This window comes from Streptomyces yaizuensis (assembly GCF_034961445.1).
Taxonomy (GTDB): Bacteria; Actinomycetota; Actinomycetes; order Streptomycetales; family Streptomycetaceae; genus Streptomyces; species Streptomyces yaizuensis.
This window is the reverse complement of the sequence record NZ_BSBI01000002.1, coordinates 664,848-682,744: the sequence shown is the minus strand read 5'-3', so window position 1 is coordinate 682,744 and position 17,897 is coordinate 664,848. Positions and strand designations below refer to the sequence as shown.

Here is a 17,897-nt window from a genome sequence, read left to right as displayed (position 1 = left end):
GTTCCCGGGGTGGCCGAGGCCGGGGTCAGGCCACGTTGATGACCTCCTGGCCGTGGCGGGAGAGACGGTAGGTCAGGGTGGGCTGGGAGAGGGACCGGTCGGCGGTGTCGTAGGGGTATCCGGAGGACGACTGGCCGGGCTCGGCGAAGAGATAGGTGCCGTTGACACCCCGGTAGGCACCGTCACGGAGGTAGGCGTCGACGGCCTCGGGGCGGAAGGAGCCGGTCACGGAGAAGGCGGTGTGCAGCATACGGACCTGGTCGTAGGCGGCGCTGGCCTGGCTGCGGCCGGGCCGCGTGCCGAACGTACGCGCGTACGCCTCGCTGAACCGCCGCCCGAGCGGGTCGTCGGGGCGGCCGGTCACGGTGGACCAGATGACCTCGCCCTCCCCCGCGCCCCGCGCCGTCCGGCGGGCGAACCCCGGCACCGAGGGGGTGTAGATGTGGTACGTGGGCTGCCGGGGGCTGTGCGCGACGATCGCGTTCTGGAGCGCGGCGGCCGCCTCGACGCCCAGGTGCGAGACGACGACGAGGTCGGGCCCGTCGGCCAGGACCTCCGCCGCCAGGGCGTCGGCGTCGTCGACGGTGAGGCCGACGCGGTGCGTGGAGACGGCGGTCCAGCCGCTGTCGTGGACCCGGGCCGCGAAGGTGCCGTCGGTGACGGCGCAGCCGTAGCCGTCGAGTTCGATCACCGCCAGCCGGGGCCTTCGCCGTTGCCCTTCCCCGCCGGTGGCCGCCGGGTGGCAGCGGAGATACGCGAGCAGCGCGGAGCGGTAGGCGGTCTCGGACGGGCAGGTCTGGAAGACGTGGCCGTAGCGGTGCGGGTCCTCGCGTACCGCGTCCACGCTGCGGGTCCAGGTGTTGGTGTGGAGGAAGGTCCGCCCCAGGTCGGCGGCGAAGTCGAAGACGGCGGGGCTGAGCGCGCTGGCGTAGCTGCTGGTCACGGCGTCGACATCGGCGGCGGTCAGCGCGGCGAGACCGGCCCGTACGGACTCCTCGTCCAGGGGGTCGACGTGGACGACGACGTGTTCGACGGAGCGGCCGTCGTCGTGGAGGAGGGCGTTGATGTCGCGGACGGCCAGCGCGGCGCCCTGGGCGGTCTCCCGCCCGTCCGGGGCGAAGGCGCCCGCGACGGCGATGGTCCCGATCCGGAGGGTGTCCCGGCCGGCCGAGCGGAAGCGCCGGGGGGCGGGGGTCGCGAGGGTGCGCGCGGTCGCGGCGTGCCGTTCGAGGTCGAGCATCCGGATCCCGGGGCGGTGTTCGACGCCGCCGGGGATGGGCAGCCGGATCAGGTCCCGGTCGACGGCGAGGGCGCTCAGCCCGGCGCGGGAGTCCTGGCCCAGCTTCCTCAGCAGCCGTTCGACCTGTGTGGTCACGGTGCGGACGCTGGTGCCGAGGCGGCTGGATATCTCCCGGTTGGCGAGCCCGAGGGCGACGAGCGAGATGATATCGATCTCCCGCGCGGTGAGCCCGGCGGGCGGCCCGTCGAGCGGCCGCACACTGACGGAGACGACGGCCCCGGCGACGGGCCTCAGCTCCATCCGGACCCACGCCCACCGCCCGTCCTCGCACCACAGGAACTGCGCGCTCGGCAGCCCGCACGCGTGGAATCCGGCGACCCGCCGCAGCAGGGCCGCGCTGAGTCCCGGCCGGCCGGGCTGCTCGGGCGAATCGGGCTGATGGAGCTGACCGGGCCGATCGGTGGGGGTGAGGGTCACGTCCCAGGAACGCTCGGCGCCGGAATCCGTGCCGAAGGGCCAGGGCTGATGCCGAAGCTGGGACTGAGGCTGATGCCGAGGCTGGGACTGAGGCTGAGGCGAACGCAAGGCGGCTGCTCCTCTCGTGCGTACTCCCCGAGGTCCCCGCCCCGGATCCGGCCGGTCCGACCCGCTCTCCCGGGCCCCGGGTACGCTGCGTGACCGACAGGTTCCTCTCCGAACCCTCGGACCACCGGCGGCCCGTGTAACGAGCCCGCGCAAGCACCCTAATCCAGACATGCCCGACAGGGCCATACCCAGCCATGGCCGAAACTTTTCGCATGCCCGCTGTCACCGTTCCCGGCCCGGTTCTGGGACTCCGTACCGCCCGAAGGGTTGCCGGACCGCACCTGGGGCGGGAGGGTCTAGGGGGACAAAGGCCGGGGTGGATGCACACGCGACTTCTCTCGAACGAGGTGACGTGAGTGGTGGAGAACGGCAACGACACGCAGTCGGCACCCGCACACGGGGAACTGGACGGAACGGCGGCCCCCGCGGCGCGCGGGAACGGCCGGTGGTCCCGGCGCGGGCTCACCGTGCCGCTGTGCCTGACCGCCGGTGCCGTGGCCCTGGCCGTCGGCGCGGTCCTGGCCCTCCGCGACGACGGATCCGCAGGCGCCGACGCGGCCGACGAACCCGTCTCCGCCAGTCCGGTGGTCTGCGCCCAGGTGATAGCCCGGGGCACGGTGACCCGGACCGAGCCACAGGGCGACCGCACTCGGGTGGTGCTCGCCGTGGACCGCTATCTGAAGCCGTCGAAGGGCCCGAAGGAGACGGTGTTCACCGTGCCGCGCGCCGAGGCGGGGTTCTTCGCCTCCGGCGAGCGGATGCTCGTGACCATCCCCCGCTCCCCCGACGAGCCGGTGCAGTCGTACACCGGCGCGGAGGTGGCCTTCGCCTGGGAGCGGATGGCAGCGGAACTTCCCGCCGCCGGCGAGCAGCGCTGCGAGCGATCCGGCTGATGCGTCCGGTCCCCTGGTAGCCCTCTCCGCCACCGGGCCGACAGACCCGCCCGGTCGGCTGCACAGCCGCGCTTCGGGTCGGTGAGCCGATGGCCGTAATCTGCTCCCTCGGCGAACGCGGTTCTGGCAAGTTCTGGCACGTTCCTCTGCTGTGGAGCCAGTTGAGGGGCAAGCTCTGGTACGTCAATCGTTCCCCGCACCGGAGGTGGACATCATGGCCCTGCGTAAGCTCGGCAAGGACCCGGAGAGTCCAAGCGGGGGGTCTCCCACGATCTACCTGGACGACGAGAAGGACACGTACCTCGTACAGGGCCTCAAGGTGCTTGACGGCGAGCGTCTGGGACAGATGGACGTCCCGGGCCACGAGTCGGTGGTGGAGATCCCTCGGCGCATGGCGCAGTTCTTCCTGGAGGTGAAGGGTGAAGAAGGTCCCGACGTTTGAGGAGCTGTTTCGCGACTGCCAGAGGACGGCCGTCCATCTGGAGATGCGCGACAGCTACATGCAGTCGGACCCGGCCTTCGTCGACTGGAGCGCCGGGAAGCCCATCGACCCCGCTGAACGCTGGGCCGACTGGCTCAGCCTGGTCAAGGAGTCGACCTCGCGCGGTGTCGAGGTCCGCCGGGCCCGGGTTGTCTCCACGCCCGTCAGCGAGTACATCCGCTTCGAGCACGACGTGACGAACGGACTGAACATCGCCGCCGGTGAACTGGTTCGGTGGCTCTCTCGTCGGCATGCGACGGATATCCCCTTCCCCGGCAACGATTTCTGGTTGTTCGACTCCGAACTCGTCCTGATCAACCACTTCGATGGCGACAGCGAGAACATGGAGCTGGAGCTCAGCAGGTCACCCGAACTCGCACAACTCTGCGGGGCGGCCTTCGAATCCGTCTGGGAGCGGGCAACACCACACTCCGAGTTCAAGCTGCTCTGACATAGAGAACAGCACGTCTCAGCGATATGACCTCGCCATCTTCGAGCGTGCAGGAAGCACGCAAGGCCCTCGGCCAACGTCTGCGCGACATCCGGAATGAAGCCGGACTCACCAAACGGGCGTTGGCCGCCCGCCTCGGCTGGCACGAATCAAAGTGCTCGCGCTTCGAGAGCGGCACGCGTGCCCCCTCCGAGCCCGACATCCGCGCCTGGGCTACGGCCTGCGATGCGGATGTCGAGGCTGAGGATCTGGTCTCGACGGCCCGTGGAATCGACGGCATGTACGTGGACTGGCGGCGGATGGAACGCTCGGGCCTCAAGCGCGCCCAGGAGTCCGTACTGCCCTTGTGGGAGCGAACGCAGCGGTTCCGGATCTATTCCCCTTGGATGATCCCTGGCCCTGTTCAGACCGCCTCATATATCAGGGCCCTGCTTACTTCCATTCGAGACCGCCGCGGCTTGGTTGATGACGTGCCGGCAGCCGTCGAAGTCCGCGTGGCCAAGCAACAGATCGTTTACGGCAACCACCGGTTCGCCATTCTTCTGGAAGAGAGCGTCCTTCGTACGCGCATCGGCGGGCCCGAAGTGATGGCCGAACAGCTCGGCTATCTGCTCAGCGTTGCCGCCCTACCCTCGGTGAGTCTCGGCATCATCCCCGATGACGCCGACCGTTCGGGTCTGTGGCCTGTCGAGGGCTTCTTCCTCTATGACGACCACACCGTGAACGTCGAACTGATCTCGGCGCATCTCACGATCACCCAGAAACACGAGATCAGCCTCTACGCTTCCGCGTTCAGTGAGTTGTCCGACCTCGCCGTCCGCGGCGCTGCGGCCCGCGAGCTGATCACGGCGGCCATCGACGCACTCGGGTGATTGCCTGGCAAGTTCCGGCACACCCGTGGAGCCGGCCTCACCACCCTTCCTAGCGTTACCGGCACGGCTCTCCTGTGGAAGCCGGCGAGGGACCCGCCCCGGCGTCAGCCTGGGAAAGCGCGCCGGGGCGGGCCGTAGGTGCACAACGGCACGGAGACGGACTCCGGGTCGCCGTACCCAGAGGAGGCTACCGCCTTGTCTCTGAAGGAAGCACTCGCCCGCGAGGCCACCGTGCGCGGTGGCGACGACCCCGACAACACCGATAACACCGACATCGAGGATGGCGACGGCCAGGGCGGAAGCGGGTCGCCCGGCCACTGATCACGGGCCGCCTCCAAGAAGGGGCCCCGGTCGATAACCGGGGCCCTGCCGGCCGCCGGCCGCCACAACTGAACGCCCAAGCCGGAATCGAATGCAGGCTCGGGCCCGATACTCTCCCCAGGGTCTGCCCATGCATTTTCTGGTCGTTGACTGGGACTTCTTCTTTCCCACTCCCGCAGCGGGCGGACCGCAAGGACCGCACGACGATCTGTTCACGTGGCCGGTCGCCGAAGACGAGTTCCACACGGAAACGATCTGGGAGGCGCGACACCGCGACTTCACGGCGGCCGGCATGGAACTGCCGCAGGTGACGGGCTGGCAGGACTTCTGGCACAGATTCCGGTTCTCCGCCGGAACCGTGCTCGTCTACGCCGACAGCAACGCATGGGCGGGGCTGCTCTGGCCCTCGGACCTCGGCCGGCCCGACGAGTGCTGGGATTCGGTGCACCTGTACGACGCCCACCATGACGCCGGGTACCGGCAGAATCACCGGAGCTTCGAGGGGTGGAAAGCGTCGGGCGACGGCATCCGGTGCGAGACCTGGATGCTCGCGCATCACTGGGCGGGGGCTTCCCTGCACGTGCATTTCCCGCCGTGGCGCAAGTCGCTCGACCGTCCTCGGGAAGAACCACTCGTGCCGGTCGCCATGACGATCGACGACGGTCGGGCACCGGCGGCTGTCTTCGATCTGGTCTTCGTCTGCCGGTCCGGCGCATGGGTGCCGCCATGGTGCGACGAAGCCTTCACCGAGTTCCTTCGGCGTGCCCCCGTGCCGAGAGCTGTGTTCGATCGGAACCGTTGGGTGCACCCTCGCCCGGATCCGGCCCGCATGGCCGAGATGAAGCGGGAGCTGTATGCGAAGGTCGAGAAGATGAATCGCCACAACGGGTAAGGCCCCGGCGAGGGCCCGGACGGCGAAAAAAGCCCCTGTCCAGACAAAATGCCTGATCAGGAGCGTTCTCCGAGTTGGCCGGCAGACGAGTCGGGCTGTACGCCGGGTTCTGTACCCCGGGACCTCGCGGTCGTCGGGGCGACGGCCATCCATCTAGGGCCGGTGTTGCCACCGGCCTCGTGCGGTCTACCCGCGGACTCGGGCGGGCAGCCCTCGAACGTCCGCGCAGGAGTCCCGTCCCTCACGGGAAGGGGCTCCCTCTTGACCTTGCTCCGGGTGGGGTTTACCTAGCTGCCCAGGTCACCCTGGGCACTGGTGGTCTCTTACACCACCGTTTCACCCTTACCGAGGACCGAGGTCCCCGGCGGTTTGTTTTCTGTGGCACTGTCCCGCGGGTCACCCCGGGTGGGCGTTACCCACCACCCTGTCCTGTGGAGCCCGGACGTTCCTCGGGAGAGCCCCGAAGGGTCCTCACGCGGCCGTCCGCCCGGCTCGTCTGCCGTGGCGACCATGGTACCCGGGGGGCGGGCGGGGCGTTGACCTTGTCGTGGCGTCATGGTTTCCACTGGGGGCATGAGGATCGGAGAACTCGCGGCGCTGGCCGGGGTCACGCCCCGGACCGTGCGCCACTATCACCATCTGGGGCTGATGCCCGAGCCCGAGCGGCGGGCCAACGGCTATCGCGACTACGGGCTGCGGCACGCGCTCGTGCTCGCGCGGATCCGGCGGCTGACGGAGCTGGGGCTGGGCCTGGCGGAGGTGCGGGACGTGCTCGCGGACGAGGCCGGGCGGGAGCTGGTGGAGGTGCTGGAGGAACTGGACGCCGACCTGGCGCGGCAGCAGGCCGGGATCGCGGAGCGGCGGGCCCGGCTCGCCGTGCTGATGGGGCAGGCCAGGGAGGGGCTGCTGCCGGCCGAGGGGCCGGTTTCGGACGACCTGGCCGGTCTGCTCGGGGTGCTCGCGCCGAGCCCGTCCCCCATGGCGGCCAAGGACCGCGCCCACCTGGCACTTTTCGACACGGTACTGGCCGAGGAGGACCGGGAGCGGATGTTCGGGGCGTTGCGGTCGCTGACCGGGGCACCGGGTGCGGCGGCCCGGGTGGAGGCGCTGTACCGGCGGCTCGACGGGCTGGTGGACGCCCCGGCCGACGATCCCCGGGTGGACCCGCTCGCCCGTGAGCTGGCGGAGCTGATTCCCGACGAGATACTCGGGGACTGGGCGCGGGACGGCGGGCAGCGGGCGTTCGCCGGGGGCTTCGGCGAGGCGTTCCTCGCCGATTTCGCGCCCGCGCAGGCCGCCGTCGTCGAACGGCTGGTGGGGTTGCTGGCCGAGCGGGCGAAGGGGCCGGCATGACGACGGCGGGATGGGCACGGGTCCTGGGACGGCTGCTCCGCCACGAGCTGCGGGCGCTGCACAGCATCGGGCTCTGGGTTCTCCGGCGGCGGCACGGCGTCGGGCCGGGCGCGCACCCTGCGGCGCACACCGGGCCGCAGACCGCGATGATGTGGGGATTCATCGTGGTGTCGGTGATCGAGACGGTGGCGCTCGCGGTGCTGATCCCATGGCCGCTGGTCCATGCGGTGCTGCTGGTGGTGGACGTGTACGGCGTGGTGCTGATGATCGGGATGCACGCGGCCTGTGTCACCCGGCCGCACGTGGCGGGGGCCGCCGGCGGGCTGCGCATCCGGTACGGGGCCCTGTTCGACCTGCGGCTGACCGCGGCGGACATCCGGGAGATACGGATCGAACGGCGTTTCCCGGAGGGGAAGCTGATCCAGCCGCGCGACGACGGCTCGCTGGAGCTGATCGTCGGCGGGCAGACGACGGTGGTCGCGGAGCTGGCCGGGCCGGTGGAGTACGTACGGCCGCTGGGGCGGCGCGGGACGGCGCACACGGTCCGGTTCCACGCGGACGATCCCGTGGCACTGGTGGCGGCGGTACGGAAGGCACAGGCGGCGGCCTGATCCGGGGCGGCCTGATCCCGGGCCCCGCACCCCTGAGCCGTACGCGCGTCAGACCGTACGCAGTCAGACCGTACGCGCGTCGGACCGTACAGAATCAGACTGTCCGGAAGAGGACCTTCGCCGTGCCCGGGTCCGCCTGCGTGAGACGGACCCGCACGCGCTCACCCAGGGGCAGGGGACGGTCGCTCTCGACGGCGCCCACCACGGCGGGGTCCTCCAGATGGACCGTCCCGACGGCGGGCCGCTGCTCCCGGACGTCGATCACGAACGCGTCGAACAGGTCGCCCACCCGGTGCTGGAGCAGCGCCGCCTCCACCAGGTCGACGCACGCGCGCTCCACGGTGTTCGCCCGCCGGGCGCCGGCCGCCATCGTGGCGGGGAGGGCGTCGAGCGCGTCGAGCACCCATTCCGGGATGCCGCGCCCCGCGCAGGCGGCGAGACACAGTTCCCCGGTGTAGCGGTCGACCAGCCGGCGCAGGGGCGCGGTGCAGTGGGTGTACTCGGCCGCCACCGCCGCGTGGACGGACGGGTCGGGGACTCTGCCACCGGTGAAGACGGAGTAGCCGGCGCCCCGCAGCAGCCCGGTGGACTCCTGGAGGAAGGCGGCGTGGCGCGGGTCGCGGGGATCGAGGGAGCGGACGACGTCCGCGTACGGGACATGGTGCGGCCAGTCGATGTGCAGGGCCTTGGCCGCGTGGCGGAGCCGGGTGACGGCGCCGTCGGGGGCGGTGGGGAGCGTACGGAGGATCCCGGTGCCGGTCGCCGTCATGATCTCGGCGGCGGTCATCCCGGTGAGCAGCGAGATCTGCGCGTTCCAGCCGTCGACGGGCAGGGGTGCGCGATAGCGGAGCCGGTACGAGCCCCTCTCGCCGATGATCTCCTGCTCGGGCACCTGGAGGGAGATCCCGCCGCGTTCCCGCTCCCGTTCCTCGCGCAGGAGTCCGACGGTCCGCAGCAGGGCGAGGGGTTCCTCTGCGGTGCCGGTGTCGATCAGCCGCTGGGCGGTCTCGTAGTCGTACCGGGCCCTGCTGCGGACCAGCGCCCTGCGCACGTCGGCGGCGACGGAGCGGCCGTCGGCGTCCAGGTCGATCCGCCAGAGCAGGGCGGGGGCGGTGTTGCCGGGGAGCAGGCTGGCGGCCGACTCGGACAGGGCGGGCGGGTGGAGGGGGATCCTGATGTCGGGGAAGTAGAGGGTCTGGACGCGGCGGTGGGCCTCCGCGTCGATCGGGCCGCCGGAGGCGACGAACGCGGCGACATCGGCGATGGCGTAGTGGACGCGGTAGCCGGACTCGTGCCGGGCCACGTGCAGGGCCTGGTCGAGGTCGGCCGACCCCGGCGGGTCGATGGTGAAGAGGGGCAGGCCGGTGGCGTCCTGGTCCGGGAGGCGGGGGCCGGTGGCGGCCTGTTCGGCCGCGGCGAGCACGGCGGGCGGGAAGTCGCCGGGGACCTGGAGGGCCGTCCGCAGCTCGCTCAGGGCCGCGTGCAGCGGGGCCTCGGCGGCACCGGTGGTGCGCATCGGGCGGCGGGGCATGGCACCGAGCGTAGGGCGGGGCGGGGGCTGCGGCACTCCGGGGCGGGCCGTCGGGGCGGGTACGTCGTTCCGGAGCGCGCCGTCGGGGCGGTCACAGGCGGCGGGGCGGTCACAGGTGGTGGGGCGGTCACGGGTGGTGGGCGGCGCGGCGGTGCCGCGTACCCTGGCGCGGGACGGCACCGCGCCCGCCGGAGCCGTCGTCCCCCATCCCGTCGCGCGCCGTATCCGGTTCGGCGTGCGGCCCGCGCCGTGAGGAGAGCGTCCGTGCTCGTACTGTTGCCGCCGTCCGAGGGCAAGGCCGCGTCCGGGCGGGGGGCTCCGCTGAAGCCCGGGTCGCTGTCGCTGCCCGCGCTCGCCGCAGCCCGGGAAGCGGTGCTGGACGAGCTGGTGGAGCTGTGCGCCGCCGACGAGGACAAGGCACGGACGGTGCTCGGGCTGAGTGACGGCCTGCGCGGCGAGGTCGCGAAGAACGCCGGACTGCGCACCGCCGGCGCCCGCCCCGCCGGGGAGATCTACACGGGCGTGCTGTACGACGCGCTGGGGCTCGGGACGCTGGAGCCGGACGCCAGGCGCCGGGCGCGTGCCTCGCTGCTGGTCTTCTCGGGGCTGTGGGGCGCGGTACGGGTCGGCGACCGGATCCCGTCGTACCGCTGCTCGATGGGGGTGAAGCTGCCCGGTCTCGGCGCGCTCGGGGCGTACTGGCGGCGGCCGATGGAGACGGCACTGCCGGAGGCCGCTGGCAGTGGCCTCGTGCTCGATCTGCGGTCGTCGGCCTATGCGGCGGCCTGGAAGCCGAAGGCGGACGTCGCCGAGCGGACCGCGACGGTCCGGGTCCTGCACGAGCAGCTGATCGACGGGGTGCGGAAGCGGTCGGTCGTCAGCCACTTCAACAAGGCCACCAAGGGGCGGATCGTCCGCGATCTGCTGGTGTCGGGGGCGAAGCCCAAGGGGCCGGCCGAGCTGGTGGAGGCGCTGCGGGACCTGGGGCATGCCGTGGAGGCCCAGGCTCCGGCGCGGGCCGGGCGGCCCTGGGCGCTGGACGTCGTGGTGACCGAGATCCACTGAGGGGTGCGGAGGCCCGCCGGCGGGCGGAGTGCACCGGCGAGGAGCTGTCCGGGGGCGACCCCGGCGCCGGCCCGGTGCCGGCCCGGATGGTGCGACCCTGCGGGCGGCCCAGCGATCAACCCGAATGCCGGCGATGTCGGCGATGCCCGGTGGTCCAGGTCCGGGGCCGGGTCCGCTGTACCGGGCCGGAAGTCGGCTTCCGCCCGCCGGCCAGGACTCGGGTGCCGGGCCGGGCCGGGACCGGGGTCAGGGTCGGGCGGGAGCCCGGTGTCAGAGGACCGGCGACGCCATCGCCGTGGGCAGCACCACCGACCAGGACGAGGGCGGAGCCCGGTGCCGGCGGGTCGGCGACCCGGGCGGGCGGTAGCGGGCCGAGCTACAAGGGCCCGGCGGTAAGGGACCCCATCCGGTATTGCATGGAACGCAACGGTCGTTGCGGGGGGTGCGGACGGCACGGCAGGATGAGGGCATGACCTCCGTTCTTGATCTCGCGCCCGTGGTTCCCGTCGTCGTCATCGAGGACGCCGGTGATGCCGTACCGCTCGCCCGGGCCCTGGTCGCGGGCGGGCTGACCGCGATCGAGGTCACGCTGCGGACGCCGGCGGCACTGGACGCGATCCGGGCCATCGCCGCCGAGGTGCCGGAGGCCGTCATCGGCGCGGGCACGATCGTGACGCCCGGGGATGTGACGGCCGCCGTCGACGCCGGGGCGCGCTTCCTGGTGAGCCCGGGGTGGACCGACCGGCTGCTGGACGCGATGGAGGGGTCGGGGGTGCCCTTCCTGCCCGGGGTCTCCACCACCTCGGAGGTCGTGGCGCTGCTGGAGCGGGGCGTCACCGAGATGAAGTTCTTCCCGGCGGAGGCGGCGGGTGGCACCGCCTATCTGAAGTCGCTGGCGGGCCCGCTGCCGCAGGCCCGGTTCTGTCCGACGGGCGGTGTCTCGCTCGCGTCCGCGCCCTCGTATCTGGCGCTGCCGAACGTCGGCTGCGTCGGCGGCACCTGGATGCTCCCGGCGGACGCGCTCGCCGCGAAGGACTGGGACCGGGTGCGGACCCTGGCGGCGGAGGCCTCGGCCCTGGCCTCCTGAGACCCTGGCCGCCTCAAGACCCAGGCCGCCTCAGACCCAGGCCGCCTCAAGACCCAGGCCGCCTCAGGCCCAGGCCGCCTTGAGACTCCGGCATCCGACCGCCGCCGTCACCCCACCCCTCCTCCCGGCCGATGCAAGGGCCGGGAGGACGGGCGGCAGTCAGGCGCGCAGGTGCGAGGTGTCGTTGAGGAGGCGGACCGAGGCGTTGCCGTCCGCGTAGTAGGCGACGGCGGAGAGGGAGGCCGCGGCGAGTTCCATCCGGAAGACGGACTCGGGCGGCGCCCCGAGGGCGAGCCGGACCAGGGTCTTGACCGGGGTCACATGCGTGACGGCCAGGATCGTGCGCCCCGGGGAGTCCCCGAGGACACGGTCGCGGGCGGCCGACACCCGGCGGGTGACCGTGGCGAAGCTCTCGCCGCCGCCGGTCGGGGCCGCCTTGGCGGAGGAGAGCCAGGCGTCGAGGTCGTCGGGGTGGCGTTCCCGCACCTCGGCGAAGGTCAGTCCCTCCCAGGCGCCGAAGTCGGTCTCCCGGAAGCCCTCCTCGATCCGGACATCGAGGCCGAGCCGGGCCGCGACGGCCTCCGCCGTCTCCCGGCAGCGCCGGAGCGGGGAGCTGACGATCTCCTGGATCGTGCCCCGGGCCGCCAGCGACTGCGCGATGGCCTCGGCCTGGCGCCGTCCCACCGGGGAGAGCGCCGGATCGGCAAAGGCGCCACTGCCGGAGAAGCGTTTCTCGGGCGTGAGCGCGGTCTCGCCGTGCCGGAGCAGGACGAGGGTGGTCGGGGCGCCCAGATCGGCCGGGGCCGACCAGCCCGGCGAGGACACGGCCGCTCCGGCCGCCGCCGCGCGCGCGGGCGCCGGCACCGTCTCCCCGGCGGGGGCCGTGGTGACCGTGCCCCGGCCGCGGTCGCCGGTACCGGAGTGCGCGAGGGCCGCGCGGGCCTTCGCCGCGCCCGCCGCCGCGTCGCCCACCACCCGGGCCCGGGCCCCGCCGTCCCCGCCGTCCCCGCCGTCCCCGCCGTCCCCGGTGTCGAGAGCGGCGGTGGAGCGCGAGGGCTCCCACTGCCGGCCCTGCCGGCCCGCGTCCATGGCCTCGTTGGCGAGCCGGTCCGCGTGCTTGTTCCGCTCGCGCGGGATCCACTCGTAACTGACCGACTTCGCCGGGAAGATCCGTGCCGCCTCGGCCGCCAGCGGCTTCATGTCCGGGTGCTTGATCTTCCAGCGGCCGGACATCTGCTCCACGACCAGCTTGGAGTCCATCCGGACCCGGACCGTGGCTTCGGGGTCCAGGGCCAGCGCCGCACGCAGACCGGCGATGAGGCCCTTGTACTCGGCGACGTTGTTGGTCGCGACGCCGATGTACTCCGCCGCCTCGGCGAGGGTCTCCCCGCTGGCCGCGTCGAACACCGCGGCGCCGTAACCCGCGGGCCCGGGATTGCCCCGGGAACCGCCGTCCGCCTCGACGACGAACCGGCGCATCAGAGGCCGGACTCGGCGGTACGGATCAGAATGCGGTGGCAGTTCTCGCACCGCAGCACGGTGTCGGGGGAGGCGGAGCGCACCTCGTTCAGCTCGGTGATGTTCAGCTCCAGCCGGCAGCCCTCGCAGCGGCGCTGGAAGAGCCGGGCCGCGCCGACCCCGCCCTGCTGGACGCGGAGCTTCTCGTAGAGCTTGAGCAGATCGGCGGGGACGGCGGTGGCGACGGCCTCGCGGTCGCGGGTGACGGAGCCGGACGTCTCGTCCAGCTCGCGCTGGGCGGCGTCCCGGCGGGCGGTGGCGTCGTCAACCTTGGCCTGAACGGCGGATACCCGCTCGGTCAGTTCGTTGACGCGCTCCTGCACGGACTCGCGGCGCTCCATCACATCGAGGACGACGTCCTCCAGATCGCCCTGGCGGCGGGCGAGCGAGACGATCTCGCGCTGGAGGTTCTCCAGGTCCTTGGGGGAGTTGATGGCGCCGGAGTCCAGCTTCTGCTGGTCGCGTACGGCGCGCTGCCGCACCTGGTCCACGTCCTGCTCGGCCTTGGTCTGCTCGCGGGCGGTGTCGCTCTCCTCCGTCTGCGCGGCGACCAGCAGGTCGCGCAGCTGGGTGAGGTCCTTGGTCAGGGAGTCGATCTCGGCGTGCTCGGGCAGCGACTTGCGCTTGTGGGCGAGCTGGGCGAGGCGCAGATCGAGCGTCTGGACCTCAAGAAGTCGGATCTGGTCGGCGGGCGCGGCGTTCAGTTGGGGGCTCCAGGAGAAGAGTGTCGGGATGACCAGGGATCGGTGACCGTGTGCGAGACATGGACCCTGAGGTTCCAGCCGTGCCGGTCGGAAATCTCGTCCAGCTGGGCGGCGGCCAGCTCGCACCAGGGCCATTCGGTGGCCCAGTGCGCGGCGTCCACCAGGCCGAGCGGTGAGTGCTGGGTGGCCTCGGAGGCGGGGTGGTGGCGGAGGTCGGCGGTGAGGAACGCGTCCACACCCGCCGCCCGTACGGAGTCGAAGAGGCTGTCGCCGGAGCCGCCGCTGACCGCGACCCGGCGCACGACGGCGTCCGGGTCGCCGGCCAGCCGGACGCCCTGCGCGGTCGCGGGAAGCCGTTCGGCGGCGCGGGCGGCGAACGCGGCCAGCGTCTCGGGGTGCTCCAGCTCGCAGATACGGCCCAGGCCGCGGCGGCCGGAGGGGTCGGTGGGATCGGGCACCAGCGGGCCCGTGACCCTCAGGTCGAGCGCGCCCGCGAGGGCGTCGGAGACGCCGGGGTCGGCGGAGTCGGCGTTGGTGTGGGCGACGTGCAGGGCGATGTCGTTCTTGATCAGGTCGTGCACGACCCGGCCCTTGAAATGTCCGGCGGCGACCGTGGTGGTCCCCCGGAGATAGAGCGGGTGGTGGGCGACGATCAGCTGGGCGCCGAGCCGGACCGCCTCGTCGGCGATCTCCTGGACCGGGTCGACGGCGAACAGGACGCGCTGGATCTCGGCGTCGGGGTCGCCGCAGACGGTGCCGACCGCGTCCCACTGTTCCGCCCGCGAGGGGGGCCAGAGGGCGTCGAGGGCGGCGATGACTTCGGAGAGACGGGGCACGGAAACAGGTTACCCGCGCCGGGCCCCCGGCCGTTCTGGGCCTCCGGTCGCCCGCCGGGGCAGCGGCCCCGGCCCCGCGCCCGACCCGGCCGGGACCAGGAACAGTGGCGCGGATTCCCAGCCGGGCACACCGGACCCACCGGACCCACCCCACCCCCGTACGGATCCGCACACCGCCCGCACCACAACCACATCCGCCCCCCTTTCTCAGGCGAATCCCCCCATCACCACCCTTATGTGTGAAGGGAGCGGTGCCTCGTTGTCCGGCAGGAAGTGCGAAACCTAGCTTCGTGGCTGGAGGTGACTGTCTGATGACAGCCTGTGCTATTGAGACCAGGGGGACGAGGGAGCCCGGCGACCCCGCCAGGACCACCGCGACGACCCCGACCGCCACCCCGCACGGCGCTCCGGCCACCACGGCCGGACCCCACGCGGCGGAACCGCTCGGTGTCGGCGGCCACGGCCGGATCGCCATGACCGCCGACGGGGCCTACGCCGCCCGGCTCGCGGGCGACGGCGAGGCCCTGTTCGCGGAGCGGTGGACCCTGGACGGGCCCGAGCCGTACGCGGTCCCGCTGCCGCTGGGCCGGCCCGAGGAGCGCAGCACCGGCGTGCTTCCGCTCGGCGACGGCCGGGTGCTGATCCGCCGCCGGATGTCCGGGCGCCATATGTTCTCGCTGGTCTACCCGACCGGACCGGGGACGGGCGAGGTGCCCCTCGGCGGGATCGAGACCCCCCACCCGGCGCTGCTGCTGCCGCCGTCCCCCGACGGCACCCGGGCGTACGTGGTCGTCCCCGGCGCGCGCTCCAGCGCGATCTGGCTGGTGGCGGGGGGTGCCTACGGTCCCGAGCACATCGCCGACGTACCGGGCCAGTGCTCCGGCGGCGTCTGGCTGGACCGGACGGGACGGCTGCTGGCGCTGGACCGGCGGGAGGCCGGCGGGCCGGTGAAGACGGTGGCCGTCGACCTGGCCCGGGGCGGCGAGGCGACCCCGCTGCTCCAGATCACGCGGGAGAGCGAGGACCGGCTGCTCCTGGCGGACCCCGACAGCGGGCTGCTGCTGATCCGCTCGGACGCGCCGGGGCAGGAGCGCGTGGGCTGGGGCGTCATGGGCAGCGACCGGCCGGTGCGCTTCCCGGACTGTCTGCGGCTGCCGCACTGCGCGGTGACACCGTTCGCCGTGCAGCCGGGCCAGGCGCTGGTGCCGGAGAGTTCCGGGGTGGCGCTGCGGATCGAGGGCCCGGCGGGGAGCTGGCTGGGGGTGTGGCGCCCGGCGGGGCGGCGGCTGCACCAGCTGGCGGCGCCCCAGGGCTGGCTGACGGGTACGGGGCTGTGGAGCGGCGAGGGGGAGCTGCGGCTGCCGTACGCCACCACGGGCGCCGAGGGATGCGGGATGGCGCGGGTGGACGCGGCGGCGCTCTTCGCCCACGAGGCGGCCGGGCAGGGGGCCGCGCAATCGGCCGGGCAGTCCGCCGGGCAGTCCGCCGGGCGTCCCGTGGCCCAACCCGTCACGCGTCCTGTCACCCACCCCGTCGTGCATTCCGGCACGCATTCCGTCGCGCCTCCGGTCGGACGCCCCGTCACGTATCCGGTCACCCACCAGGTCGGGCGACCGGTCGACCAGCCGGACACCCAGCCGCTGAACCAGCCGGTGAATCAGCCGGTGAATCAGCCGGTCGCGCAGCCGCACGGGCAGCCGACCGTGCGCCGGACACCGCCGATGGCCTCCCTCGGACAGCCGGTCCCCCCGCCCGGCCGCCCGCCGGCACCCCCGTCGGCGGCACCGAGCCGGGGCGTGACCATGACGAAGCGACGGGAGCCCGCCCCCCGAACGGCACCGCCGGCGCAGCAGGCGTCCATGCCGCCCCTGCCGCCCATGCCACCCATGCCGCCTCTGACCGCCGGTGTCCCCGGGGCTCCCGTGGCAGGGGTGGGTGTGGGTCCGATGACGCCCGTGGCCCCCGGGGCGCCGATGGTCCCGGGTGTCCACACCGCCCCCGGGACGCACCGCCCGGTCCCTCTTCAGCAGGCGCCTCTCGTAGGACGGTTGGGGCTTCGTTAAACTCTGCGCCTGTGTTTTTTCAGTATCTTCAGCGACCGCACACGCACATGACGGGGGAAGCTCCATATGTCTGAAGGCCGGACCGAGACCACTGAGGCCCGACCGCACATCGACGAGGACACCGACGAGGGCGCCGGCCGCCACCGGGGGGTGGCCGCACCGGCGGAGGACACCCAGGACGAGCCGCACGGCCGCCACCGCCGTACGGCCGGCACCGAGGCCACGGCCTGACATCACGCACCGGGCGCCGGGCCCCCGACCCCTCGCGGGTCGGGGGCCCGGCGCCTTCCCGGACCACGGCGGGCGTTCCACCGCACCCGGCACCGCACCCGGCACCCGGCACCCGGCACCCGCGCCCGGCTCCCGCACCCGGCCCGGCGGCGGGCCGCCGTTCAGCCGCCCCGGCGCAGCCCCAGGATCTCCGGCGCGGCGAAGCTCTCCCCCGCCGGGCGGCCGGCGAAGTACGGGGTGAGCAGCGCGTCCAGCTCGTCGTGGTCGAAGACCTCCTTCGCGGCGTCGAACTTCGCCGCGACCCGGGGCCGTTCCAGGACCGCGACCATCCCGCCGTGCACCACCAGCACCTGGCCGTTGACCCCGGCGGCGGCCGGGGACGCCAGATACCCCACCAGCGGGGCGACATGCTCCGCCGACAGCGGATCCGGGCTGCCGTCCTCCGGTTCGGCGAAGCCCGCGAAGACGTCCTCGGTCATCCGGGTGCGCGCGCGGGGGCAGATGGCGTTGACGGTGACGCCGTACCTGGCCAGCGCGTGCGCCGTGGAGGTGGTGAGTCCGACGATGCCGCCCTTCGCCGCCGCGTAGTTGGGCTGTCCCGCCGAGCCGCCGACGAAGGACTCGGACGAGGTGTTGACGATCCGGCCGTGCACGGGGGCGCCCGTCGCCTTCGCCCGCCCGCGCCAGTGCGCCGCCGCGAAACGGGTCGTGTTGAAGTGGCCCTTGAGGTGGACGCGTACCACCGAGTCCCACTCGTCCTCGGTCATCGAGAAGACCATCCGGTCGCGCAGGATGCCCGCGTTGTTGACGAGGATGTCCAGGGCGCCGTACTCGGCCACGGCGAGGTCGATCAGCTCCCGGGCCTGTTCGTGGTCGGCGACGTCGCCGTGGTGGGCGGTCGCCGTGCCGCCGGCCGCGCGGATCTCGGCGGCCACCTCGTCCGCCGGGGTCGCCGACGCCTCCCCCGAGCCGTCGCGGCCCGGTCTGCCGTAGTCGTTGACGACGACGCTCGCGCCCAGCCGGGCAAGTTCCAGGGCTTCCGCGCGGCCGAGTCCCCGCCCGGCGCCCGTGACGATCGCGGCGAGTCCGCGCAGTGGCCGGGACTCCCGGTCCGCCGACCCCTTCGGCTCCATCCGGTCCGTCGGCTCCTTCGGCTCCATCCG

At 73.1% G+C, this 17,897-nt stretch carries 18 protein-coding genes and 1 other RNA gene; 12 read left to right on the top strand and 7 right to left on the bottom strand.

Features of this window, described 5'->3' with window-relative positions; translation table 11 throughout:
• Window positions 1-25: 25 nt before the first annotated feature.
• Complete coding sequence (locus SYYSPA8_RS06800; protein WP_323446031.1) at window positions 26-1,717, bottom strand: ABC transporter substrate-binding protein; 1,692 nt, start codon at window positions 1,715-1,717, stop codon at window positions 26-28.
• Between the two features lie 464 nt (window positions 1,718-2,181).
• Here SYYSPA8_RS06800 and SYYSPA8_RS06795 point away from each other — a divergent pair, with 464 nt between their 5' ends.
• The 6 genes from SYYSPA8_RS06795 (at window position 2,182) to SYYSPA8_RS06770 (ending at window position 5,735) form a co-directional block, all read left to right on the top strand.
• Window positions 2,182-2,718 (top strand): hypothetical protein, encoded by a 537-nt coding sequence (locus SYYSPA8_RS06795; protein WP_323446030.1) that lies wholly within the window; start codon window positions 2,182-2,184, stop codon window positions 2,716-2,718.
• Between the two features lie 214 nt (window positions 2,719-2,932).
• Complete coding sequence (locus SYYSPA8_RS06790) at window positions 2,933-3,160, top strand: hypothetical protein (RefSeq protein WP_323446029.1); 228 nt, start codon at window positions 2,933-2,935, stop codon at window positions 3,158-3,160.
• The gene (locus tag SYYSPA8_RS06785) at window positions 3,138-3,650 is read left to right on the top strand and encodes a DUF6879 family protein (RefSeq protein ID WP_323446028.1); all 513 of its coding nucleotides are present in this window, start codon (window positions 3,138-3,140) and stop codon (window positions 3,648-3,650) included. Before SYYSPA8_RS06790 ends, SYYSPA8_RS06785 begins: the two co-directional genes overlap by 23 nt.
• A gap of 26 nt (window positions 3,651-3,676) precedes the next feature.
• Window positions 3,677-4,522 carry a helix-turn-helix domain-containing protein gene (locus SYYSPA8_RS06780; RefSeq protein WP_323446027.1) on the top strand — a complete coding sequence of 282 codons (846 nt, stop codon included), beginning with the start codon at window positions 3,677-3,679 and terminating at the stop codon, window positions 4,520-4,522.
• 195 nt (window positions 4,523-4,717) lie between these two features.
• Complete coding sequence (locus SYYSPA8_RS06775) at window positions 4,718-4,843, top strand: hypothetical protein (protein ID WP_323446026.1); 126 nt, start codon at window positions 4,718-4,720, stop codon at window positions 4,841-4,843.
• A gap of 130 nt (window positions 4,844-4,973) precedes the next feature.
• Window positions 4,974-5,735: a hypothetical protein gene (locus SYYSPA8_RS06770; RefSeq protein ID WP_323446025.1), complete on the top strand. Its 762-nt coding sequence runs from the start codon at window positions 4,974-4,976 to the stop codon at window positions 5,733-5,735.
• 82 nt (window positions 5,736-5,817) lie between these two features.
• On the opposite strand, the gene rnpB is transcribed toward SYYSPA8_RS06770, so the two are convergent.
• Window positions 5,818-6,230: RNase P RNA component class A (gene rnpB, locus SYYSPA8_RS06765), an RNA gene on the bottom strand.
• A 78-nt stretch (window positions 6,231-6,308) separates the two neighbouring features.
• On the opposite strand from rnpB, the gene SYYSPA8_RS06760 reads away from it, so the two are divergent.
• Window positions 6,309-7,088 (top strand): MerR family transcriptional regulator, encoded by a 780-nt coding sequence (locus SYYSPA8_RS06760; protein ID WP_323446024.1) that lies wholly within the window; start codon window positions 6,309-6,311, stop codon window positions 7,086-7,088.
• Window positions 7,085-7,699 carry a hypothetical protein gene (locus tag SYYSPA8_RS06755; RefSeq protein WP_323446023.1) on the top strand — a complete coding sequence of 205 codons (615 nt, stop codon included), beginning with the start codon at window positions 7,085-7,087 and terminating at the stop codon, window positions 7,697-7,699. Before SYYSPA8_RS06760 ends, SYYSPA8_RS06755 begins: the two co-directional genes overlap by 4 nt.
• Before the next feature lie 94 nt (window positions 7,700-7,793).
• Here SYYSPA8_RS06755 and SYYSPA8_RS06750 read toward each other — a convergent pair whose 3' ends face one another.
• A complete protein-coding gene (locus tag SYYSPA8_RS06750; RefSeq protein ID WP_323446022.1) occupies window positions 7,794-9,230 on the bottom strand; it encodes an RNB domain-containing ribonuclease in 1,437 nt (478 codons plus the stop codon).
• A gap of 264 nt (window positions 9,231-9,494) precedes the next feature.
• Between SYYSPA8_RS06750 and yaaA the strand changes: the two genes are divergently transcribed.
• Together yaaA and eda are read left to right on the top strand one after the other, a co-directional pair.
• The gene (gene yaaA / locus SYYSPA8_RS06745; protein WP_323446021.1) at window positions 9,495-10,295 is read left to right on the top strand and encodes a peroxide stress protein YaaA; all 801 of its coding nucleotides are present in this window, start codon (window positions 9,495-9,497) and stop codon (window positions 10,293-10,295) included.
• A 469-nt stretch (window positions 10,296-10,764) separates the two neighbouring features.
• The gene (gene eda / locus SYYSPA8_RS06740) at window positions 10,765-11,382 is read left to right on the top strand and encodes a bifunctional 4-hydroxy-2-oxoglutarate aldolase/2-dehydro-3-deoxy-phosphogluconate aldolase (protein ID WP_323446020.1); all 618 of its coding nucleotides are present in this window, start codon (window positions 10,765-10,767) and stop codon (window positions 11,380-11,382) included.
• Window positions 11,383-11,541: 159 nt separating this feature from the next.
• Here eda and SYYSPA8_RS06735 read toward each other — a convergent pair whose 3' ends face one another.
• The 3 genes from SYYSPA8_RS06735 to SYYSPA8_RS06725 are packed head-to-tail and all read right to left on the bottom strand — an operon-like array spanning window position 11,542 to window position 14,440.
• Complete coding sequence (locus tag SYYSPA8_RS06735; RefSeq protein ID WP_323446019.1) at window positions 11,542-12,861, bottom strand: bifunctional RNase H/acid phosphatase; 1,320 nt, start codon at window positions 12,859-12,861, stop codon at window positions 11,542-11,544.
• The gene (locus SYYSPA8_RS06730; protein WP_323446334.1) at window positions 12,861-13,604 is read right to left on the bottom strand and encodes a zinc ribbon domain-containing protein; all 744 of its coding nucleotides are present in this window, start codon (window positions 13,602-13,604) and stop codon (window positions 12,861-12,863) included. The genes SYYSPA8_RS06735 and SYYSPA8_RS06730 overlap by 1 nt, the downstream gene beginning before the upstream one ends.
• Complete coding sequence (locus SYYSPA8_RS06725) at window positions 13,601-14,440, bottom strand: Nif3-like dinuclear metal center hexameric protein (RefSeq protein ID WP_323446018.1); 840 nt, start codon at window positions 14,438-14,440, stop codon at window positions 13,601-13,603. The genes SYYSPA8_RS06730 and SYYSPA8_RS06725 overlap by 4 nt, the downstream gene beginning before the upstream one ends.
• 311 nt (window positions 14,441-14,751) lie before the next feature.
• On the opposite strand from SYYSPA8_RS06725, the gene SYYSPA8_RS38315 reads away from it, so the two are divergent.
• The gene (locus SYYSPA8_RS38315) at window positions 14,752-16,503 is read left to right on the top strand and encodes a PT domain-containing protein (protein ID WP_407705918.1); all 1,752 of its coding nucleotides are present in this window, start codon (window positions 14,752-14,754) and stop codon (window positions 16,501-16,503) included.
• 66 nt (window positions 16,504-16,569) lie between these two features.
• Window positions 16,570-16,734: a hypothetical protein gene (locus SYYSPA8_RS06715; protein ID WP_323446017.1), complete on the top strand. Its 165-nt coding sequence runs from the start codon at window positions 16,570-16,572 to the stop codon at window positions 16,732-16,734.
• A gap of 161 nt (window positions 16,735-16,895) precedes the next feature.
• Here the strand turns inward: SYYSPA8_RS06715 and SYYSPA8_RS06710 are convergent, their stop codons facing one another.
• Window positions 16,896-17,867 carry a 3-oxoacyl-ACP reductase gene (locus SYYSPA8_RS06710; protein WP_323446333.1) on the bottom strand — a complete coding sequence of 324 codons (972 nt, stop codon included), beginning with the start codon at window positions 17,865-17,867 and terminating at the stop codon, window positions 16,896-16,898.
• Between the last annotated feature and the right edge of the window lie 30 nt (window positions 17,868-17,897).

What these genes read in the sequence shown, in the direction of transcription:
- SYYSPA8_RS06790 (WP_323446029.1), top strand. Translation starts at nt 2,933, where the DNA reads ATGGCCCTGCGTAAGCTCGGCAAGGACCCGGAGAGTCCAAGCGGGGGG.
- SYYSPA8_RS06780 (WP_323446027.1), top strand. Translation starts at nt 3,677, where the DNA reads ATGACCTCGCCATCTTCGAGCGTGCAGGAAGCACGCAAGGCCCTCGGC.
- SYYSPA8_RS06770 (WP_323446025.1), top strand. Translation starts at nt 4,974, where the DNA reads ATGCATTTTCTGGTCGTTGACTGGGACTTCTTCTTTCCCACTCCCGCA.
- SYYSPA8_RS06760 (WP_323446024.1), top strand. Translation starts at nt 6,309, where the DNA reads ATGAGGATCGGAGAACTCGCGGCGCTGGCCGGGGTCACGCCCCGGACC.
- SYYSPA8_RS06755 (WP_323446023.1), top strand. Translation starts at nt 7,085, where the DNA reads ATGACGACGGCGGGATGGGCACGGGTCCTGGGACGGCTGCTCCGCCAC.
- SYYSPA8_RS06750 (WP_323446022.1), bottom strand. Translation starts at nt 9,230, where the DNA reads ATGCCCCGCCGCCCGATGCGCACCACCGGTGCCGCCGAGGCCCCGCTG.
- eda (WP_323446020.1), top strand. Translation starts at nt 10,765, where the DNA reads ATGACCTCCGTTCTTGATCTCGCGCCCGTGGTTCCCGTCGTCGTCATC.
- SYYSPA8_RS06735 (WP_323446019.1), bottom strand. Translation starts at nt 12,861, where the DNA reads ATGCGCCGGTTCGTCGTCGAGGCGGACGGCGGTTCCCGGGGCAATCCC.
- SYYSPA8_RS38315 (WP_407705918.1), top strand. Translation starts at nt 14,752, where the DNA reads ATGACAGCCTGTGCTATTGAGACCAGGGGGACGAGGGAGCCCGGCGAC.
- SYYSPA8_RS06715 (WP_323446017.1), top strand. Translation starts at nt 16,570, where the DNA reads ATGTCTGAAGGCCGGACCGAGACCACTGAGGCCCGACCGCACATCGAC.
- SYYSPA8_RS06710 (WP_323446333.1), bottom strand. Translation starts at nt 17,867, where the DNA reads ATGGAGCCGAAGGGGTCGGCGGACCGGGAGTCCCGGCCACTGCGCGGA.